The sequence below is a fragment of the Bradyrhizobium sp. 153 genome (assembly GCF_023073835.1).
In the GTDB taxonomy this organism is placed as follows: Bacteria; Pseudomonadota; Alphaproteobacteria; order Rhizobiales; family Xanthobacteraceae; genus Bradyrhizobium.
The window spans coordinates 22,576-42,298 of record NZ_JADPKH010000029.1; the positions used below are offsets into that span (position 1 = coordinate 22,576).

Below are 19,723 nucleotides of genomic sequence, written 5' to 3' on the forward strand. Positions count from 1 at the left end.
AGGGAGCAAAGAGAGCGCGCCCCGCCTCGATTGTCCTCCGAGCAATTGCGCAATGGCCTCGCGTCGGCGCGCATATTAGAACCGTGCCGTCCTTCGCACCGGTCGCCCCATGCCCCACACACCCGCCCTGCTCGGCTTTGCCCTCGTTTGCCTTGGTCTCGTGCTCACGCCCGGGCCGAACATGATCTACCTGATCTCGCGCTCGATCACGCAAGGGCCGACGGCGGGCATTATCTCACTCGGCGGCGTGGCGCTGGGTTTCGTGTTCTACATGCTGTGCGCGGCTTTCGGCATCACGGCGCTGCTGCTCGCGATTCCCTTCGCCTATGACGCGCTGCGCTTCGCCGGCGCCGGCTATCTGCTGTGGCTCGCCTGGCAGGCGGTGAAGCCGGGCGGACGCTCGCCGTTCCAGGTCAGGAAGCTCGCGATCGACAGCCCGCGCAAATTGTTCGCGATGGGCTTCGTCACCAACCTGCTCAACCCGAAGATCGCGATGCTGTATCTGGCGCTGCTGCCGCAGTTCATCGATCCCACCGCCGGCAGCGTGCTGGCGCAGTCGGTGGTGTTAGGGGCGATCCAGATCGCAATCAGCGTGAGCGTGAATGCGATGATCGCGCTCGCGGCCGGATCGATTGCGCTGTTCCTCGCAACTCGGCCGAGCTGGATGCTGGTGCAGCGCTGGCTGATGGGCACGGTGCTGGCCGGGCTCGCTGTGCGGATGGCGGTCGAGGCGAAGAAGGTGTGAGATTTCTGACCCTCTCCTGGAGGGGGAGGGTCGGCTCACATTGAGCGCAGCGAAATGTGAGACGGGGTGGGTGATCTCTCCCCACGAGGACGGTTCGATGCGGAGGGACCTTCACCCACCCCGCTCGCGCTACGCGCGATCGACCTCCCCTTCGAGGGGAGGGTAAGAGAAAGATCAATCCAGCTTCGCCTCCATCCCGCGCTTCACGGCGGGCCGTGCCATCAGCGCGTCGTACCAGCGCTTGACGTTGGGGAAGTCGGCGAGGTCCACCTTGTGGCGAGGATGGCGCCAGGCCCAGCCCAGGATGGCAAAATCGGCAACCGAGAGGTCGCCGGCGACGAAGTCGCGGCCCACCAGCCGGCGGTCGAGCACGCCATAGAGCCGGCGCGTCTCCGCCATGAAGCGCTTGAGGCCATAGGCGCGGTCCTGCTCGTTTTCGAGCGCGATGAAATGGTGCACCTGTCCGGGCATCGGGCCGAAACCGCCCATCTGCCACATCAGCCATTCATAGACGGGGATGCGCCCGCCAAGCGATTTCGGCAGGAATTTGCCGGTCTTTTCGCCGAGATAGAGCAGGATGGCGCCGGATTCGAAGATGCTGACGGGCTTGCCGTCGGGACCCTCGGGGTCGACGATCGCGGGGATCTTGTTATTGGGGGAGAGCTTCAGGAACTCCGTGGCCATCTGCTCGCCCTTGGTGATGTTCACCGGGATCACCTTGTAAGGCAGCCCCATCTCCTCCAGCGCGACCGAGATCTTGCGGCCGTTCGGCGTGTTCCAGGTGTGCAGTTCGATGGTCATGCCTTGCTTCCTTGCCGCTGACAGGTTCGGCCCTCACCTACTCCAGAAGGTTGCACCCCCACAACCGGCGGACCGGGATAGCCGATCTCTGTTGACGGGGGACGCCCCCTCTGGAATGTGGCGGCGGTCGCGGATAAATTCCGCCTCCTCCAAAAATGCTTCCGAGGGACCGCCGTGTCGAAATCAGCCTCCCGCGCCCGCCTGTTCGAAATCATCCGCCGGCGTTCCTTCGGCCGCGGCGAGGTGACGCTCGCGTCGGGCCGCAAGAGCGATTTCTACTTCAACTTGAAGCCGACCATGCTCGACCCCGAGGGCGCGACGCTGCTCGCCGAGCTCACCTACGAGGCGCTGAAGGACGACCAGCTCGATTTCATCGGGGGGCTCGAGATGGGCGCGGTGCCGCTCGCCGGGGCGCTGGCGCAGATCTCCTGGATCAAAGGCCATCCGATCGCGGCATTCTTCGTGCGCAAGAAACCGAAGGAGCACGGCGCCAAGCTCGCGATCGAGGGCCTGCCCAAGGGCGAGACCCTGGCCGGCAAGCGCGTCGTGATCGTCGAGGACGTCACCACCACCGGCGGCTCGGCGATGAAGGCGGTGGAATCCGTGCGCGAGACCGGCGCCAATGTGGTGCTGGTGCTGACCATGGTCGACCGCGAGGAAGGCGCCACCGACACGTTCGGTGCAGCCGGCCTGCCGTTCCGCTCGCTGTACAAGGCATCCGAGTTCTTGAAGGCTTGAGGCCGCGAAACAGCCCTGGCCGTCATGTCCGGGCGTGGCCCGGAAGCAACGATTTGTCGGAAGCTGTGCCCGGCCTCAAAGAGGTCACGGCCTCGACTTGAAACCGCCTCCGCTCAACTGCTCATTTACCATCCCGCTTTATGGTGAATCATGTGCCAAGACCTCGCTGGTCTCGGCTGATTCAGTAGCGTCGGGTGGAGCAGCGCGTTGCGTACAATCTCGTCCCATGCGCGCCGGCGGCGTCGCGCGATGCTTGTAGCCGCCAGCCTTGGCGCTCCGCTGCTCGCGGCGCCGTCCCCGGTTGCGGCCGAAGGGCTGTTCGATTTCTTCTTCGGCGGCATGCGGCAACAGCGCCCGCAGCGCGAGGTGCCGCAGCAGGCGGGCTCCTACGCCGATCCCTTCACCGGCCAGCAGAATGCCGCAACTCCGCAATACGTGCCGCCAACCCGTTCGGCGGCGGCCGGCGGCTCCGGCCCGGCCTTCTGCGTGCGCAGCTGCGATGGTAAATATTTCCCGCTGATGCGCGGACTCGCCTCGCCTGCCCAGATGTGTCAGGCGTTCTGTCCTGCCAGTGCGACGAAGGTTTATTTCGGCTCCTCGATCGAGGGTGCCGCGTCGCAGACCGGCGAGCGCTACACCGAAAGTGAGAACGCGTTCGCCTATCGCAAGGCGCTGCGCGCCGACTGCACCTGCAACGGCCGCGAGCCGGTCGGCCTCGCCCCGGTCGATCTCGCGCTGGATTCATCGCTGAAAGCCGGGGACGTGATTGCCACGGCCGACGGCCTCGTTGCCTATACCGGCATCCGTGTCGGCAACGATCAGGCTGCGGACTTCACCCCGGTTGCCTCCTATCCCGGCCTCACCGCACAGGTCCGCGCGCGGCTCGGCGAGATGAAGGTGGCACCGGTGCGGGCCGAGACCGTCGCGGCGGATGCCCCGGCTGCAGAGATCGTGCGCGAGGCGCTGCCTGACGTCACGGTGCCGAAGACGCAAAAACCGGCGAAGCGGGCGGGGTTGGATTAGTGGAATGACGGCAACTGAGCCGTCACCTCCCGATGATCACCCCGATCACATTCGGCGCCGCCAGATATTTCTCCTCGATCGCGGTGCGCGCAGCGGCGCGGTTTTCCGGCGTGAGGAGGCCGCGCTTCTCGGCCAGGATCATCCAGCAAAAGCCCCACCAATCGGTCAGCATGCCCTGATCGTCGACGAGGTCATAACCCTGCTCGGCCGCGAAGATGCGCGCATGCGCTTCGTCCAGCGTGTCGAGGAACAGATGGTCGTCGGTCGAAAACAGCTCGTCGCTGATATCGTCGATGGTGTAGCCCCAGATCGACTGGCACACCGCATTGAACTCGCGGTCGAACTGGTCGTCATCGATCCTCTGGCGCCGCGCCGCCCGATGCAGAAGCGACAGCGAGCGCGCGAAATCGGCGATCCGGGTGAGGGCAAATTGATCGAAGGCAATGGTGGACATGTAGTCCTCGCAAAGTCTGACGGACGCTAGATATTGTGTCGGCACGATGCCGAATCACGATGATATCAAAGACTTGCTAAAGTGTTCTTAATTTGTTCTGATGCGTCCACAAAGTCCTCCCGGCCTTCGTCGAGAAACAACCGCGTGAAAGCGTTCGCCAAACGAACGCGGATTCTGCGGTACGATCACTCGCCTCACCTCGCCGCCGACATCAACTTGTCTCCGCACGCGCTCGCATAAAACTTGCCGCCGCATTGGCGCTTGATGGCGGCGCAGCGTGCTGCTGGCGTTGCGTTTTGCGGAAGCGAGACGGCGCAACTGAGGCCATCGGCGCTGCGGCCCGTTCTGCCGGCGGCGGAGGCGGCGGTGATGCAGACGACGAGCAGGGTCGCAGTGGCGATTTCGATCAGCAGTCTCATCAGAGGTCTCAACGGTCTCCTCCACAGTGATGGCTGAATTGGCCTGCATTCTAACAGCAGATCCGTCTTTCTCCGTGCTCGTCCGGGTTCCCAAGCCGGCCCGTTCCTTGCATAAATTTACGCCAGCGCAGTGCACGGCCGCACCAGTGACGGTTCCGGCACGGAAGCAGGACGCGTAGGGTGAGTGTTCAGTCGACCAGGAAGTGAAGGCCTTGCAAGATCAATCGTTCCAGCCGAATTTTCCCGCTCCCGGCCAGCCCATCGACGAGCTCGCGCTGGCTGAGATCAAGGGCGCGATCCTGGCCAAGCTGCGCCTTGCCATCGGCAAGGACGCAGGCATGGCGACCCGGCACGATTGGTATCAGGCCGCAGCGCTCGCGCTGCGCGACCGCATCGTGCATCGCTGGCTGAGCGCGGAGAAGCTGAGCTACGACGCCGGGCGCAAGCGCGTTTATTATCTCTCGCTCGAATTCCTGATCGGCCGCCTCTTCACCGACGCGCTCAACAATATGGGGCTCCTGAAGATCTTCGAGGTCGCGCTCGGCGACCTTGGTGTCTCCTTGCCCGAGCTGCGCAAATGCGAACCGGATGCGGCGCTCGGCAATGGCGGCCTCGGTCGGCTCGCCGCTTGCTTCATGGAGAGCATGGCGACGCTGTCGATCCCTGCGATCGGCTACGGCATCCGCTACGATTACGGCCTGTTTCGCCAGATCATCAATCAAGGCTGGCAGCAGGAATATCCGGACGAATGGCTGAGCTTCGGCAATCCCTGGGAATTGCAGCGGCCGGAGGTGATCTACGACATCAATTTCGGCGGCGCCGTCGAGCATGTCGACGATAAGGGCCGCGACCGCGCCATCTGGCATCCGGGCGAGACCGTGCAGGCGATCGCCTACGATACGCCGATCGTCGGCTGGCGCGGCCAGCACGTCAACGCGCTCCGCCTGTGGTCGGCACGCTCGCCCGATCCTCTCAGGCTCGATGCCTTCAACAAGGGCGACTATGTCAGCGCCAGCGCCGAGCAGGCGCGCGCGGAGGCGATCTGCAAATTCCTCTATCCGAACGATGAGAGCCCGGCGGGCCGCGAGCTGCGGCTGCGCCAGGAATATTTCTTCGTCTCCGCCTCGCTCCAGGATCTGGTGAAACGGCACCTCGCCTCCGACGGCCAGCTCCGCAGCCTCGCCAGCAAGGTCGCGGTCCAGCTCAACGACACGCATCCGAGCCTTGCGGTCACCGAGCTGATGCGGATCCTCGTCGACCTGCATAATTTCCGCTGGGACGAGGCCTGGAAGATCACCGTTGCCACGCTCTCCTACACCAATCATACACTGCTGCCCGAGGCGCTGGAGACCTGGCCGGTCGAGCTGTTCGAGCGACTCTTGCCGCGGCATCTGGAGATCATCTACCGCATCAACGTGCAGCATCTGGCGCTCGCGGAAGCACGCTGCCCCGGCGACATCGACTTCCGCGCTTCGGTCTCGCTGATCGACGAGAAGAGCGGCCGCCGCGTGCGCATGGGCCAGCTCGCCTTCGTCGGCTCGCACCGCATCAACGGCGTCTCGGCGATGCATTCCGACCTGATGCGCGAGACCGTGTTCCACGATCTCAACCATCTCTATCCCGGCCGCATCACCAACAAGACCAACGGCATCACCTTCCGCCGCTGGCTGATGCTGGCGAACCCGAAGCTGACCGATTTGTTGCGCGAGACCTGCGGCGAAGCAGTGCTCGACGATCCCACCCAGCTCAGCCTGATCGAAGCTCGCGCCAGCGACGTCGAATTCCAGAAGAAATTCCGCGCCGTCAAGCACGCCAACAAGGCGGCGCTGGCGCGGCTGATCGGCGAGCGGCTCGGCATCAAGGTCGATCCCGGCGCGCTGTTCGACGTGCAGATCAAGCGCATCCACGAATACAAGCGCCAGCTCCTCAATGTCATCGAGACGGTCGCGCTGTACCAGTCGATCAAGGACGATCCCAACGGCAATTGGGTGCCGCGGGTGAAGATCTTTGCCGGCAAGGCGGCGGCGAGCTACCGCTATGCCAAGCTGATCATCAAGCTGATCAACGACGTCGCAGAGGCCGTCAATAACGATCCCGCCATCAGCGGCAAGCTCAAGGTCGCCTTCCTGCCCGACTACAATGTCAGCCTCGCGGAAGTGATCATTCCCGCGGCCGATCTGTCCGAGCAGATCTCGACCGCCGGCATGGAGGCCTCCGGCACCGGTAACATGAAGCTGGCGCTGAACGGCGCTATCACCATCGGCACGCTCGACGGCGCCAATATCGAGATCCGCGACCATGTCGGAGCTGAGAACATCGCAATCTTCGGCTTGGAGGCCGGCGACGTGATGATCCGCCGCAAGCAGGGCCTGGATGCGTCCGACGTCATCCGCAACTCGCCGAAGCTCCAGCGCGCCATCAATGCGATCGCGACCGGCGAGTTCTCGCCCGGCGATCCCGGCCGTTTCGAATCCATCGCGCACGCGTTGCGCTATCTCGACCATTACATGGTCAGTGCCGATTTCGATTCCTATTATGAGGCGCAGCGCGCGGTCGATGCGCGCTGGCAGGTGGCACCGGCCTGGACGCGCGCCTCGATCCTCAACGTCGCGCGCATGGCGTGGTTCTCGTCGGACCGTACCATCCGCGAATATGCCGAGGAGATCTGGAACGTGCCGGTCAATCCGACCACGCCGCTGCTGCCAAATCTGCGCGATGTCGCAGGCTGATTTTCCGCGGGGTGAAATCGGCGTTACCTGCGAGGTTATTGCATCGGGCGCCGCGGATGATGATATGGTCGTCATCATCTCTAAGGCGTCGATATCGAGGCCGCTACCTCAAGCGCCGTCATTGCGAGCGCAGCGAAGCAATCCAGAATCCCTCCGCAGAGATAGTCTGGATTGCTTCGCTGCGCTCGCAATGACGTTGGTGAGACACCGAGGACCAGCAATGCACGCCAAGCTCCCGCACCCCTTCGATGACGCCACCCGCGTCAGCGCCGGCGACTCCAGTTGGCAGGGGCACACCAGCGACGATTATTGGGCCTTTGTCGGTCCGTTCGGCGGCGTCACTGCCGCGACGATTTTGCGCGCGCTGATCGACCATCCGGACCGCGCCGGCGATCCGCTCGCGCTCACCGTCAATTACTGCGCGCCGATCGCCAAGGGTCCGTTCGATCTCGACCTGCGGCTGGTGAAGGCCAATCGCTCCAGCCAGCATTGGAGCGTCGAGCTCAGCCAAGGCGGCGGCGGGGTGGCAACGCTCGCCACCGCCGTGTTCGCCGAGCGGCGACCGTCCTGGGAGCATAGGGTGGCGAAGGTGCCGGACGCAAAGCCGTTCGAACAGACGCTGCCGTTTCCGAAGATCTCGGCCTCCTGGGCCAACCAGTATGAATTCCGCTTCGTAGAGGGCGAGATGCGGATCGGCCCGCCACAGACCGAGCCCGCCAGCACCTATTCGAAAATCTGGATCAGCGACCGCACGCCGCGCAAGCTCGACATGCTGTCGCTGATGTCGATGTCGGACGCCTTCTTCGGCCGCATCTTCCACGCACGGCGCGAGCTGGTGCCGTTCGGTACGGTATCGCTGACGACCTATTTCCACACCGATGCCGAAGAGCTAGCCGCCGAAGACATCACGCGTGTGCTTGCCACCGCTGACGCCAAGATTTTCCACAAGAGCTATGGCGACCAGAACGGCGAGCTGTGGTCGCCGAACGGGCGGCTGCTCGCGACCACGACGCAGATCGCGTATTTCAAAGCGTAGCTGCTTCCGCAAACTCGTCATTGCGAGCGCAGCGAAGCAATCCAGGAATCTCTCCGCGGAGACAGTCTGGATTGCTTCGCTGCGCTGCCAATGACGCTGGAGAGATATCGCGTAAACAAAAAGGGCGGCCTCGCGGCCGCCCTTTGCATTACAAGGCGCGAGCCCTACTCCGCCGCGAGCTTCAGGTCGGGCGCGGCTGCGCGCACTTCGGCGTCGACCTGAGCTTCGAACTTGGCGAAGTTCTTCTGGAACATGCCGACCAGCGCGCGGGCGGTCTTGTCGAACTCGTCCTTGTCCTTCCAGGTGTTGACCGGATTGAGGATCTCGGCCGGCACGCCCGGCAGCGCGGTCGGGACCGCAAAGCCGAAATATTTGTCGGTGCGGAATTCGACGTTGCGAAGCGATCCGTCGAGTGCGGCGGTCAGCAGCGCGCGCGTCACCTTGATCGGCATGCGCGAGCCGACGCCATATTTGCCGCCGGTCCAGCCGGTGTTGACCAGCCAGCAATCGACATTGTGCTGGGCAATCAGCTCGCGCAGCATGTTGCCGTAGACGGATGGATCGAGCGGCAGAAAGGGCGAGCCGAAGCAGGTCGAGAATTCCGGCTGCGGCTCGTTGCCGAGACCGCGCTCGGTGCCGGCGACCTTTGCAGTGTAGCCGGACAGGAAGTGGTACATCGCCTGCGCCGGCGAAAGCTTGGCGATCGGCGGCAGCACGCCGAACGCGTCGGCGGCGAGCATCACCACATTCTTCGGCTGCGGCGCGCGGCCGGTGTGCGAGGCGTTCGGGATGAAGTCGAGCGGGTATGCAGAACGCGTGTTCTCGGTCTTGGAGCCGTCGTCGAAATCGACGATGCGGGTGTCCTCGTCGAGCACGCAGTTCTCGAGCACTGCGCCGAAGCGCGTCGACGCCGCGTAGATCTCGGGCTCGGCTTCCTTCGACAGCTTGATGCACTTGGCATAGCAGCCGCCTTCGAAATTGAACACCCCGTTCGGGCCCCAGCCGTGCTCGTCGTCGCCGATCAGGGTGCGGTTGGGATCGGCCGACAGCGTCGTCTTGCCAGTGCCGGACAGGCCGAAGAAGATCGCGGTATCGCCCTTGGCGCCGACATTGGCCGAGCAGTGCATCGGCATCACGCCGCGCTCGGGCAGATAGTAGTTCAGCGTGGTGAAGACCGACTTCTTCATCTCGCCGGCATAATAAGACCCGCCGATCAGGACAATCTTGCGGGCGAAATCGATTGCGACGACGTTCTCCGAGCGGCAGCCGTGACGTTTAGGATCGGCGCGGAAGCTCGGCATGTCGATGATGGTGAGCTCAGGCACGAAGGTCGACAGCTCGATCGCCTCGGGGCGGATCAGAAGTGTGCGGATGAACAGCGAGTGCCAGGCGAGCTCAGTGAAGACGCGCGTCTTGATCCGGTAGGCCGGATCGGCGCCGCCATAGAGATCCTGCGCGAACAGCCTCTTGCCTTCGGCGTGCTTGAGGAAATCCTGGTAGAGCGTCTCGAACTGCTCTGCGGTGATCGACTGGTTGCCGGCCCACCACATCTTCTTGTCGGTGGTGGCGTCACGCACCGTGAACTTGTCCTTCGGGCTGCGGCCGGTGAACTCGCCAGTATCGGCGCAGAGTGCACCGTCCGCTGACAGCACCGCCTCGCCCGCGGAGAGCGAGTACTGATAGAGTTGCGGCGCACCGAGGTTCCAGTGAACCTGCTTGAGATTCTTTAAACCGAATTTGTCGGCGCCGAAGGCACCGTTGCGCACGCCCGTCTCTTGCACGAAAAAGTCCTCCTAGAACCCGCGACACTCAGCGCGACCAAGCTTTGGCACCATCGCGGTCACCGTGAATAATAGGCCCGTTTGGCCTCGGCTGGAACGACCTAATACTGATGAACGCTGGCGTTGCCAAGCTGATCCCGTAGGATTTGGTTTATTCAAAGACCGCGCCAAACGTCGCGCATGTCAGCTCTGAGCAAGCGCATCAAAAAGTCCGAATGATCGCGCAACCAAACGCGCGTTTGCGCGTTACTTCCGGTTATTGCGACGCACAATGCTCGAGTTGGCTTCCCATCGTAACTCGGCTTTGCAGATGCGTGCGAACCGCTCCCACATCGCGGGATAGGCATTGCGGTGACGAGACGAGGCGGCGGCGAGATAAGTCAGCATCGCACGCGCAAGGCTTTGCCGCGACCGATCTTCAGTTCGTCTTGGGCAGCTCGAACGTCGACGTGGTCAAACGCGTGGCAGCTTCCGAATCCACCGCTCAATGCGACACAAGAAGCGCGCAGGCACCGGCATAGAAGAACGAGCGCGCCAATCCCGACCGGGCCACGGCCTCGGCTTGTCGCCCGCGATGTGTTGCAGGTCGACAGCACAATCCGGTCCGCATTGAGCTTGAGCTGGGTGACTTCGCTCGCAGTGAGAAGGCCGTCGAGCTCCGATGGCTGATCGGGATCGAGAGTGCAAGCGAGGGCTCACCGAGTCCTTTGATGTCGCCGCGAAGAGGCCGTGGGTGGCAAAGTTGATGATGCCATATTGAGCAAGCGCTGCACGCTTGAGCGTCGTTTCGCCGGCGTCGCAACCGAGATGGATGTCGGCATCCCTTGCCGACATCGCTCGCCACCGCGTTCAACTCGGCGGTATTCGGCAATTGCCACAGCGCCTTTGCCAGCCGCGCGTGACCGCGGACAACAGCATCTTGAGCGTCGCGGCGAGTTCGCGGCCGATATCGCTTTTCTCCAGGGTCGCAACCATCGCCTGCGCGAGCGGAAGCGCGCTTCCGAATACTTGCAGGCCCCCATGAGCGGGTTGATCACGCGCCCGCCGCGGCAAGACTTCCTTTCTGGCGTGGCGAGCAATGCGGTCGCCGCGAGCGCGAGCCCCTGCGATCAGCGCCGGCCGATTTCATCTTGCCATCACCACTCTCGCTGCACCGTCGGACCGATTACGGTCTTGGATCGCAGCGATGAGCCGCGACGATCAACGTGTTGCGCCTTGGTCCAGCTTCTTGCGCGCGTCACCGGCGAGGCGGACCAGCATCTTGCGCAGTGCCGTGCCATCCGTCACCCGCTCCGGGAACTCCAGCCGCAGCGCGGTCTGATCCATTTGCATGTCGAGGCCCTCCGGATCGCAGCCGGTGCAGCGCCAGCCGCCCTCGGCCGCGCCGAGCAGCCTCGTGGCATAGAGGTTCATGGCGTCGCGATGGTCGGCATTCATGTGCTCGACGGCGCCCTGTTCCGCCGCCAGCAGATCCTCGGCGCCGGTGAGGTCCGTGAGGAACTGCTCCGGCTTGAGGTCGACGATCCGGCCGAAGCCGGCGACCAGATGGGCTCCCGTGGGCGGGATCCGAAAGAAGGAGAAATCCTTAAACGAAACAAAGCCTTCCGCCGACGGATGGGCATTGAGATACCGCCGCAGAAGCAAGTCCTTGTCGGCGTCAGCCTGCTCGGCCCGGCCGGACAGCATAATCCGGGCCCCCTCTAGGGGATCGCCGGCCGCGCGCTCGTCCAACATCAGCGAGACCCTGCTGTCCGCCAGGATGTTCCTGGTGTGCACGGCGAGGCGCGAGATCAGCAGGATCGGTGAGCCATCGGGGTGGCTCGCCAGATTGACCAGGGAACAATAGGGATCGCCGCTGCCGGCCATCAGGGTCGCCAGCGCCCCCTGCCGCGACCGTCGCAGCAGCGATTTGGCGAGTTTTGCGGGATCGAAATCCGGGGTCGGTTGCATCGGCTTTCTCGGGTCGGGTGGTTGCAATAGAGGCCTTTTCTCGGGTAAACGGGGGCCAGGTTATGGGTCGAGATGCGGCGAATCTGCCGCGTTTCGTGGAACTTGGTCACACTTCAGCCCAGCTTGCATTGCTCGGTGACAAGGTTCGAATGCCGACTTCGGCACCCATGTATGCGGCGCATCACTGATTGCTCGCCGTTTCAAGCCACGACCCAAAACGGAAAGCAGAAAGCAGAGGCTCATGCCCACAATCGCTTTGGTCGACGACGACCGCAACATTCTCACATCCGTCTCGATCGCGCTGGAAGCCGAAGGCTACCGCATCATGACCTACACCGACGGCGCTTCCGCACTTGACGGTTTCCGCACCACCCAGCCCGATCTCGCCATCCTCGATATCAAGATGCCGCGCATGGACGGCATGGAGACGTTGCGCCGTCTCAGGCAGAAGTCCGACCTGCCGGTGATCTTCCTGACGTCCAAGGACGAGGAGATCGACGAGCTGTTCGGCCTCAAGATGGGCGCCGACGACTTCATCCGCAAACCGTTCTCGCAGCGCCTTTTGGTCGAGCGCGTCAAGGCGGTCCTGCGCCGCTCGGCGCCGAAGGACCCGACCGTCGCGCCCAAGGAGAACGACGCCAAGGCGCTCGATCGCGGCCTTTTGCGCATGGATCCGGAACGGCATACCTGCACCTGGAAAAACGAGCCGGTGACGCTGACCGTCACCGAATTCCTGATCCTCCAGGCATTGGCGACCCGGCCCGGCGTGGTGAAGAGCCGCAACGCGCTGATGGATGCCGCCTATGACGACCAGGTCTATGTCGACGACCGCACCATCGACAGCCACATCAAGCGGCTGCGCAAGAAATTCAAGGTGGTCGACAACGAGTTCGAGATGATCGAAACGCTCTACGGCGTCGGCTACCGCTTCAAGGAAGCCTGAGACTCGCGCAGTTTCACGAAAGAGGAGAGCATCGCTGGTTCTGATTCCATCGGAACCGGGATGGCTCTAGGATGCGGGGACCTTCTCAACGAGCTGTCCTAACGCGGGCGTAAGCATTGCTTGACCGAACGCAGCCTGATCCAAACCAGAGCGCCGAGGATATCGCATCCGACGGCGTTCCGGAGCACGTTGGCGAAGACAAGCCGCAGGGCTGGCGGCCGCTGAACTGGCTGAAGCGCGCCGGTCAGTTCTTCTTCGCGCTGTCCTTCTCGAGCCTGACGCGCCGCATCGTCTCGCTCAACCTCGCCGGCCTGGTCGCGCTGGTCGCCAGCATCCTGTATCTGTCGCAATTCCGGGCCGGCCTGATCGACGCGCGCGCGCAGAGCCTGCTGGTCCAGGCCGAGATCATCGCCGGCGCGATCGCGGCCTCTGCGACCGTGCAGACCAACGCCATCACCATCGACCCCGACCGGTTGCTCGATCTCAAGCCGGGCGAGACCTATGGCGGCTCGGACGAATATTCGCCGCTGGATTTCCCGATCAATCCGGAGCGCGTGGCGCCGGTGCTGCGCACGCTGATCTCGCCGACCAAGACGCGCGCGCGCATTTACGATCCGAACGGCAGCCTGCTGGTCGACAGCCGCAACCTCGAAAACGTGCTGCGCTACAACCTGCCGCCACCGGCCGAGAAGCCCGGCATCGTCGAGCGCGGCATGGTCGCGGTGCGAACCTGGCTGAACCGCGGCGACCTGCCGCTCTACCGTGAGCTCGGGCCCGAGAATGGCAATGGCTACGCGGAGGTGGGCGATGCGCTCCAAGGCCAGAAGCGCTCGATGGTGCGGGTCAACGCACGCGGCGAGGTGATCGTCTCGGTCGCGGTCCCCGTGCTGCGCTCGCGCGCAATCCACGGCGCTTTGATGCTGTCGACCCAGGGCGACGACATCGACCAGATGGTCACTGCCGAGCGCCTCGCCATTTTGAAGGTCGGCGGCGTTGCCGCAGCGGTCATGATCATGCTGTCGCTGCTGCTTGCCAGCACGATCGCAGGTCCGGTGCGCCGGCTCGCCGACAGCGCCGAGCGCGTCCGCCGCCGTATCAAAGCCCGCATCGAGATTCCCGATTTCACCCGCCGCCGCGACGAGATCGGCCACCTCTCGGGCGCGCTGCGGGACATGACCAGCGCGCTCTACAGCCGCATCGAGGCGATCGAGATGTTCGCCGCCGATGTCGCCCATGAGCTGAAGAACCCGCTGACCTCGCTGCGCTCGGCGGTCGAGACGCTGCCGCTGGCGCGCAACGAGACCAGCCGCGCACGCCTGCTCGAGGTGATCGAGCACGACGTCAAGCGGCTCGACCGTCTGATCTCGGATATCTCCGACGCCAGCCGCCTCGATGCCGAATTGCAGCGTCAGGATGCGATCCCGGTTGACGTGCGTCGCCTGCTGACGACACTGGTGTCGGTCGCCAACGAGACCAAGCTCGGCCACGACGTCGCGGTCGAGACCCGCTTCGAGGGCCGCGGCCCGACCGACACGTTCTCCGTGACCGGCCACGATTCGCGGCTCGGACAAGTGGTCTCCAACCTGTTGTCCAACGCGCAATCCTTCTCGGAAGCCGGCAGCAAGGTGCGCCTCACCTGCCGCCGCGTGCGCGGAGAGATCGAGATCGTGATCGACGACGACGGGCCCGGCATCCGCGACGACGCGCTGGAGCGCATCTTCGAGCGCTTCTATACCGATCGTCCGCACCAGGGCTTTGGCCAGAACTCCGGCCTCGGGTTGTCGATTTCCAAGCAGATCGTCGATGCCCATGGCGGGCGGATCTGGGCCGAGAACCGCGCAGGCCCGCTGGATGCCGAAGGCGCGCCGACCGTCGCCGGCGCGCGCTTCGTGGTGAGGCTGCCGGCGCTATGAGCGACGGCGGCCCCAGCGTGCACGCCTCCGCCGTCAAGGTCGGGACTTTTGCCGTGCTGATCCGCGGTCCCTCCGGTTCCGGCAAGTCGCGCCTTGCCTTCGATTTGATCATGGCGGGCCGGTCAGGCCTGATCGAAAGGGCCGTTCTGGTCGGAGATGACCGTGTCCATCTGGCGACAGTCGGCCATGAAATTGAAGTCCGCCCCGCTCCGGTCTTGGCTGGCCTGATCGAGATCCGGGGCTTGGGAATTCGCCGCTGCGACTTCGTGGAGCATGCGATCGTCGGCCTCGTGGTCGATCTGGACGCAGCCGATGCCGAGCGTCTGCCTGCGACAGAATCGCTGAAAGCCAGCATTTCTGGTGTCGAAATACCGCGCATCCCGGTCGAGCGCGGCTATTCGCCCCTCCCGCTGGTTGTCGCGGCCTTGACCACTACCAAGAGTTCATCTTCCGTTAACCCCTCAGGCGATTGTTTGAAGGGAAATGGTAACCATATGAACCCCACTATCGCGACCGAGTAGACCGGCGCAGCTTCCCTCATCCATCCGTCTAGGTTCAGGGAGATACGCAACATCCCCTCTTGCGCGGGGGCTCTGGATGGTCAAAGTGGCGCGTTCGTGCGGTGCACCAAAAGCGCCCGCGAGGAGTTTTCCGATGATTGGTCTAGTACTTGTGACCCACGGGCGCCTTGCCGACGAATTCAAGGCAGCGCTTGAGCATGTCATGGGCCCACAAAAGCAAATCGAAGCGATCACGATCGGTGCCGAAGATGATTCCGATCTCTGCCGAAGCGACATTATCGAGGCGGTTAACCGCGTCGATTCCGGCGACGGCGTTGCGATCCTCACCGACATGTTCGGCGGCACGCCGTCGAACCTCGCAATATCCTGCATGAGCCGGCCGAAGGTCGAAGTGCTCGCGGGCATCAACTTACCCATGCTGGTGAAGCTCGCTAAGGTGCGCGAGGAGCGTCCGCTGCCCGACGCGATCGCGATGGCCCAGGAAGCGGGCCGCAAATACGTCACCATTGCCAGCCGCGTGCTCGCCGGCAAATGAGCGACGACGCGCCGCAAGCCGCAGCGGGCGTGCCCGCAGGCGCGATCTCCAAGGAGCTCCTGATCATCAACAAGCGCGGTCTGCACGCCCGCGCCTCGGCGAAATTCGTCCAGGCGGTCGAGCGCTTCAACGCGCAAGTGTGGGTGACGCGCGGCGGTGAGACCGTCGGCGGCACTTCGATCATGGGCCTGATGATGCTTGCCGCGGGTCCCGGCACGACCATCACGGTCGCCGCGGCCGGCGAGGAAGCCGAAGCGGCGCTCGCGGCGATCACCGAACTGGTCGAGAGCAAGTTCAACGAGGAAGGGATTTGAGCCAAGCGCTCGACGCCGTAGGGTGGGCAAAAGGCGCGACGCGCCGTGCCCACCATCTCTCTCATCGTGTGCTGAAATTGGTGGGCACGCTTCGCTTTGTCACCCTACGATATCCCGATCACTTCGCCGGCGGGGCGATGTAGATATTCCAGCTCATCGCCGGGCCGGCCTTGCCGTGGGTGAAGCGGCGCGTCGTCATCACCATGCGCTCGGCATTCGGCGCGATCCCCGACATCCATTTCTCGAACGCGGGCAGGCGTTCGTCGGTCGGATCGAACACGCCGATGAAGCCGTATGTCTTGACATCGTCGAGCGAGGTCAGCCCGGACGCCCAGGCTTCGTTCGGCGTGAACGGGCTGGGGTGATCGGGGCTGTAGAACACCATCGGCTGAATCGTCTCCATCGTCCCGGCAACGACCGCCCAGCGCGAGGCAAAGCGCGCGTGCCAGGCCTGCGTCAGCTCGCGCGCGAGCTCCGAACGCGCGCCATAGGTTGCGGTATTGCCGGCATTGGCCGCCATCTCGCGCGCGGCGATCCACGGCGAGGCAGCGAGCGTGGCTGCGCTGAGCACGAGCCAGATCGCGGCGATGTTGAACAGCACAGAGCTCTGCACCCGCAATGCGGGGATCGCGACCAGCGCCAAGGGCACCAGGAAGAACAGCGAGATGCCCCAATCGGTCTTCATGTAGATGCTGAAGGCCAGCGCGCCGAGCGGCGGACCGAACGCCACGATGATCTGGATGATCCAGATGTTCAGCGCCTGCGAGAGGTTGACGCCCGGATTGACCCCGCGCGCCCAGGCCCGCGTGACGATGCGCGACGGCGCCCGCACCAGCAGCGTGAGCCACGGCGGCGCCAGCGCCATGGCGAGGGCGGCCAGCGCGACCGGCAGGGCCAGCAGCGCCAAATTATGCAAGACGTAGCCCGCGACGAGCTGATGCACCTGGCTCGAGTCCTGGAGGCTGTAGGTGTCGCCGGCATAGGTCAGCGGCACGAAATGCGCATTCGCCAGCCAAACGAAGTGCGGGATCATCGCCACCGCCATCGTCGCGATCGCGACCCATGGCGCCGGCGACGACAGGAAGCGCAGCCGCTCGGGATGGATCAGCGCGGCAAGGCCGATGGCGCCGATCATGGTCAGCACCCAATATTTGGTCATCAGCGCCAGCGCGCCGGCAAGCCCGAGAAGGATTCCGGATTGCCAGCTCCGCTTCGCGAAGGCGTTGAGGTAAGCGAGCACGAGCAGCGGCAGCGTGACGAGCTGGAGCAGATCCGGATTGTACTTGAAGCCTTTGAAATTGAAGATCGGATAGAGAGCGATCATCACCACGACCAGGAACGCGCGCCGCGCGTCGACCACGCGCAAGGCAACCATCCAGCAGACCACCATGCCGATACTGACGGTCGCCATCGCAAGCGCATAGGTAGCCCAATCCGCCGCCGGAAACAGCTTGAACCAGAGGCCGGCGACCCAGCCCGACAGTGGCGGATGCTTGCCGTAACCCCACAGGAATTTTTGGCCCCAAGCATAAGCTTCTGCGACGTCCATGTGAACGTCCTGCGCCGCCTTGAGATTGATCAGGATGAAGGTCCAGAGCACTGCATGCAGGATGGCGAGCTGGATCACCAACCAGAGGCGGGCCTCGGGGCGGATCGCGCAGGCAACCAACCAGGCCCGGAAGCGGGCATAGCTCACTCGGGTCTTCGCGCGCGCTTTGGCAGAGGGGATCGAAGTCGTCGACATGAGCGGTTGCCTAGCGTGTTTTGGGCGATCGTGGAATCAGCTTGGCGTGAACAAAGGCCCTGAAAATACAGCAATATGGTTGCCGCACAGGGATGTGAGTGGTATCCCGCGCCCATGACGACCGTCCCCATTTCCAACATCCGCAATTTCTCCATCGTCGCCCATATCGACCATGGCAAATCGACGCTGGCCGACCGCCTGATCCAGATGACCGGCGGCCTGTCCGACCGCGAGATGGCGGGCAAGGAGCAGGTGCTCGATTCCATGGACATCGAGCGCGAGCGCGGCATCACCATCAAGGCGCAGACGGTGCGGCTCCAATACCGCGCCAAGGACGGCAAGGATTACATCTTCAACCTGATGGACACGCCCGGCCATGTCGACTTCGCCTACGAGGTCTCGCGGTCGCTGGCGGCCTGCGAGGGTTCCCTGCTGGTGGTCGACGCGAGCCAGGGCGTCGAAGCGCAGACGCTCGCCAACGTGTACCAAGCGCTCGACAACAACCACGAGATCGTCCCGGTCCTGAACAAGGTCGACCTTCCCGCCGCCGAGCCCGAGAAGATCAAGCAGCAGATCGAGGACGTCATCGGCATCGACGCCTCCGACGCGGTGATGATCTCGGCCAAGACCGGCTTAGGCGTCCCCGATGTGCTGGAAGCGATCGTCACCCGCCTGCCGCCGCCGAAGGGCGATCGCGAGGCGACCTTGAAGGCGCTGCTGGTCGACAGCTGGTATGACGTCTATCTCGGTGTCGTCGTGCTGATCCGCGTCGTCGACGGCGTCATGAAGAAGGGCAGCCGCGTGCGCATGATGGGCACCGGTGCTGCCTACGACGTCGAGCGCGTCGGCTTCTTCACGCCGAAGATGCAGCAGGTCGACGAGCTCGGTCCCGGCGAGATCGGCTTCATCACCGCCGCGATCAAGGAAGTGGCCGACACCCGCGTCGGCGATACCATTACCGACGATCGGAAGCCGGTGACGGAGATGCTGCCCGGCTTCAAGCCGGCGATCCCGGTGGTGTTCTGCGGCCTGTTCCCTGTCGATGCCGACGACTTCGAAACGCTGCGCGGGGCCATGGGCAAGCTGCGGCTGAACGATGCCAGCTTCTCCTTCGAGATGGAGACCTCGGCTGCACTCGGCTTCGGCTTCCGCTGCGGCTTCCTCGGGCTGCTGCACCTCGAGATCATCCAGGAGCGGCTGTCGCGTGAGTTCGATCTCAATTTGATCGCGACCGCGCCGAGCGTCATCTACAAGATGAAGCTCACCGACGGCCAGGAGATCGAGATCCACAATCCCGTCGACATGCCCGACGTGGTCAAGATCGCCGAGATCGACGAGCCCTGGATCGAGGCGACGATCCTCACGCCCGACGAATATCTCGGCAGCGTGCTGAAGCTGTGCCAGGACCGCCGCGGCGCGCAGAAGGAGCTCACCTATGTCGGCTCCCGCGCGATGGTGAAGTACGACCTGCCGCTCAACGAGGTCGTGTTCGATTTCTACGACCGCCTGAAGTCGGTCTCCAAGGGCTACGCCTCGTTCGACTATCACCTCACCGATTACAAGCCGGCCGACCTCGTCAAGATGCAGATCCTGGTCAATGCCGAGCCGGTCGACGCGCTCTCGATGCTGGTGCATCGCACCCGCGCGGAAGGGCGCGGCCGCGCCATGGTCGAGAAGATGAAGGAGCTGATCCCGCCGCACATGTTCCAGATCCCGATCCAGGCCGCGATCGGCGGCAAGGTGATCGCGCGCGAGACGGTGCGCGCCCTGCGCAAGGACGTCACCGCAAAATGCTACGGCGGCGACATCACGCGTAAGCGCAAGCTTCTTGAGAAGCAGAAGGAAGGCAAGAAGAAGATGCGGCAGTTCGGCAAGGTCGACATCCCGCAGGAAGCTTTCATTGCCGCGCTGAAGGTGGATAGCTGAGCGGGGCTTAGGCCTGTTTCAAGCGTGACGAGATTGGCCGGTCCGGGACGTTTGGGACCCGAAGAACAAAATATCGAAAAACAACCCCATGCACAGTAGCCGGAGTCTTGTTTGTATTGCGTTTTTCGATTTTACGAAATCCATTTGACCC

17 protein-coding genes are annotated in these 19,723 nt (G+C 63.8%); 11 read left to right on the top strand and 6 right to left on the bottom strand.

Annotation, left to right across the window (positions count from 1 at the left end; genetic code table 11):
- The first annotated feature begins 109 nt into the window (after positions 1-109).
- Complete coding sequence (locus IVA91_RS08090; RefSeq protein ID WP_247276407.1) at positions 110-745, top strand: LysE family translocator; 636 nt, start codon at positions 110-112, stop codon at positions 743-745.
- 174 nt (positions 746-919) lie between these two features.
- Here the strand turns inward: IVA91_RS08090 and IVA91_RS08095 are convergent, their stop codons facing one another.
- Positions 920-1,546, bottom strand: a complete 627-nt coding sequence (locus IVA91_RS08095; protein WP_247276406.1) for a glutathione S-transferase family protein — start codon at positions 1,544-1,546, stop codon at positions 920-922.
- 174 nt (positions 1,547-1,720) lie between these two features.
- Between IVA91_RS08095 and pyrE the strand changes: the two genes are divergently transcribed.
- Both pyrE and IVA91_RS08105 read left to right on the top strand, forming a co-directional pair.
- Positions 1,721-2,284 (top strand): orotate phosphoribosyltransferase, encoded by a 564-nt coding sequence (gene pyrE, locus IVA91_RS08100; protein ID WP_027575142.1) that lies wholly within the window; start codon positions 1,721-1,723, stop codon positions 2,282-2,284.
- A gap of 249 nt (positions 2,285-2,533) precedes the next feature.
- Positions 2,534-3,307: a DUF2865 domain-containing protein gene (locus IVA91_RS08105; protein ID WP_247276405.1), complete on the top strand. Its 774-nt coding sequence runs from the start codon at positions 2,534-2,536 to the stop codon at positions 3,305-3,307.
- A 22-nt stretch (positions 3,308-3,329) separates the two neighbouring features.
- Here the strand turns inward: IVA91_RS08105 and IVA91_RS08110 are convergent, their stop codons facing one another.
- The gene (locus IVA91_RS08110; RefSeq protein WP_247276404.1) at positions 3,330-3,761 is read right to left on the bottom strand and encodes a hypothetical protein; all 432 of its coding nucleotides are present in this window, start codon (positions 3,759-3,761) and stop codon (positions 3,330-3,332) included.
- Between the two features lie 194 nt (positions 3,762-3,955).
- Complete coding sequence (locus IVA91_RS08115) at positions 3,956-4,180, bottom strand: hypothetical protein (protein ID WP_247276403.1); 225 nt, start codon at positions 4,178-4,180, stop codon at positions 3,956-3,958.
- A gap of 212 nt (positions 4,181-4,392) precedes the next feature.
- Between IVA91_RS08115 and IVA91_RS08120 the strand changes: the two genes are divergently transcribed.
- Both IVA91_RS08120 and IVA91_RS08125 read left to right on the top strand, forming a co-directional pair.
- Positions 4,393-6,909 carry a glycogen/starch/alpha-glucan phosphorylase gene (locus IVA91_RS08120; RefSeq protein ID WP_247276402.1) on the top strand — a complete coding sequence of 839 codons (2,517 nt, stop codon included), beginning with the start codon at positions 4,393-4,395 and terminating at the stop codon, positions 6,907-6,909.
- Between the two features lie 220 nt (positions 6,910-7,129).
- Complete coding sequence (locus tag IVA91_RS08125; RefSeq protein WP_247276401.1) at positions 7,130-7,945, top strand: thioesterase family protein; 816 nt, start codon at positions 7,130-7,132, stop codon at positions 7,943-7,945.
- A gap of 164 nt (positions 7,946-8,109) precedes the next feature.
- Here the strand turns inward: IVA91_RS08125 and IVA91_RS08130 are convergent, their stop codons facing one another.
- On the bottom strand, positions 8,110-9,726 hold the full coding sequence (locus IVA91_RS08130; RefSeq protein WP_247276400.1) for a phosphoenolpyruvate carboxykinase: 1,617 nt from the start codon (positions 9,724-9,726) through the stop codon (positions 8,110-8,112).
- Between the two features lie 1,200 nt (positions 9,727-10,926).
- The gene (locus IVA91_RS08140; protein ID WP_247276399.1) at positions 10,927-11,676 is read right to left on the bottom strand and encodes a DUF2470 domain-containing protein; all 750 of its coding nucleotides are present in this window, start codon (positions 11,674-11,676) and stop codon (positions 10,927-10,929) included.
- A gap of 241 nt (positions 11,677-11,917) precedes the next feature.
- Between IVA91_RS08140 and IVA91_RS08145 the strand changes: the two genes are divergently transcribed.
- The 5 genes from IVA91_RS08145 (at position 11,918) to IVA91_RS08165 (ending at position 15,902) form a co-directional block, all read left to right on the top strand.
- A complete protein-coding gene (locus IVA91_RS08145) occupies positions 11,918-12,619 on the top strand; it encodes a response regulator transcription factor (protein WP_008542552.1) in 702 nt (233 codons plus the stop codon).
- A 116-nt stretch (positions 12,620-12,735) separates the two neighbouring features.
- A complete protein-coding gene (locus tag IVA91_RS08150; RefSeq protein ID WP_247276398.1) occupies positions 12,736-14,532 on the top strand; it encodes a sensor histidine kinase in 1,797 nt (598 codons plus the stop codon).
- Complete coding sequence (locus IVA91_RS08155) at positions 14,529-15,053, top strand: HPr kinase/phosphatase C-terminal domain-containing protein (RefSeq protein WP_247276397.1); 525 nt, start codon at positions 14,529-14,531, stop codon at positions 15,051-15,053. The genes IVA91_RS08150 and IVA91_RS08155 overlap by 4 nt, the downstream gene beginning before the upstream one ends.
- A 133-nt stretch (positions 15,054-15,186) precedes the next feature.
- A complete protein-coding gene (locus IVA91_RS08160; RefSeq protein WP_007597752.1) occupies positions 15,187-15,588 on the top strand; it encodes a PTS sugar transporter subunit IIA in 402 nt (133 codons plus the stop codon).
- Positions 15,585-15,902, top strand: coding sequence for an HPr family phosphocarrier protein (locus IVA91_RS08165; RefSeq protein WP_247276396.1), 318 nt, complete (start codon positions 15,585-15,587; stop codon positions 15,900-15,902). Before IVA91_RS08160 ends, IVA91_RS08165 begins: the two co-directional genes overlap by 4 nt.
- 118 nt (positions 15,903-16,020) lie before the next feature.
- On the opposite strand, the gene IVA91_RS08170 is transcribed toward IVA91_RS08165, so the two are convergent.
- Complete coding sequence (locus tag IVA91_RS08170) at positions 16,021-17,646, bottom strand: glycosyltransferase family 39 protein (RefSeq protein WP_247276395.1); 1,626 nt, start codon at positions 17,644-17,646, stop codon at positions 16,021-16,023.
- Between the two features lie 114 nt (positions 17,647-17,760).
- Here IVA91_RS08170 and lepA point away from each other — a divergent pair, with 114 nt between their 5' ends.
- Positions 17,761-19,572, top strand: coding sequence for a translation elongation factor 4 (gene lepA / locus IVA91_RS08175; protein WP_247276394.1), 1,812 nt, complete (start codon positions 17,761-17,763; stop codon positions 19,570-19,572).
- Positions 19,573-19,723 lie beyond the last annotated feature (151 nt).

Bases quoted from the DNA above. Each gene is read 5' to 3' on its own strand.
- IVA91_RS08090 (WP_247276407.1), top strand. From the start codon at position 110: ATGCCCCACACACCCGCCCTGCTCGGCTTTGCCCTCGTTTGCCTTGGT.
- IVA91_RS08095 (WP_247276406.1), bottom strand. From the start codon at position 1,546: ATGACCATCGAACTGCACACCTGGAACACGCCGAACGGCCGCAAGATC.
- IVA91_RS08105 (WP_247276405.1), top strand. From the start codon at position 2,534: ATGCTTGTAGCCGCCAGCCTTGGCGCTCCGCTGCTCGCGGCGCCGTCC.
- IVA91_RS08110 (WP_247276404.1), bottom strand. From the start codon at position 3,761: ATGTCCACCATTGCCTTCGATCAATTTGCCCTCACCCGGATCGCCGAT.
- IVA91_RS08115 (WP_247276403.1), bottom strand. From the start codon at position 4,180: ATGAGACTGCTGATCGAAATCGCCACTGCGACCCTGCTCGTCGTCTGC.
- IVA91_RS08125 (WP_247276401.1), top strand. From the start codon at position 7,130: ATGCACGCCAAGCTCCCGCACCCCTTCGATGACGCCACCCGCGTCAGC.
- IVA91_RS08140 (WP_247276399.1), bottom strand. From the start codon at position 11,676: ATGCAACCGACCCCGGATTTCGATCCCGCAAAACTCGCCAAATCGCTG.
- IVA91_RS08145 (WP_008542552.1), top strand. From the start codon at position 11,918: ATGCCCACAATCGCTTTGGTCGACGACGACCGCAACATTCTCACATCC.
- IVA91_RS08155 (WP_247276397.1), top strand. From the start codon at position 14,529: ATGAGCGACGGCGGCCCCAGCGTGCACGCCTCCGCCGTCAAGGTCGGG.
- IVA91_RS08160 (WP_007597752.1), top strand. From the start codon at position 15,187: ATGATTGGTCTAGTACTTGTGACCCACGGGCGCCTTGCCGACGAATTC.
- IVA91_RS08165 (WP_247276396.1), top strand. From the start codon at position 15,585: ATGAGCGACGACGCGCCGCAAGCCGCAGCGGGCGTGCCCGCAGGCGCG.
- IVA91_RS08170 (WP_247276395.1), bottom strand. From the start codon at position 17,646: ATGTCGACGACTTCGATCCCCTCTGCCAAAGCGCGCGCGAAGACCCGA.
- lepA (WP_247276394.1), top strand. From the start codon at position 17,761: ATGACGACCGTCCCCATTTCCAACATCCGCAATTTCTCCATCGTCGCC.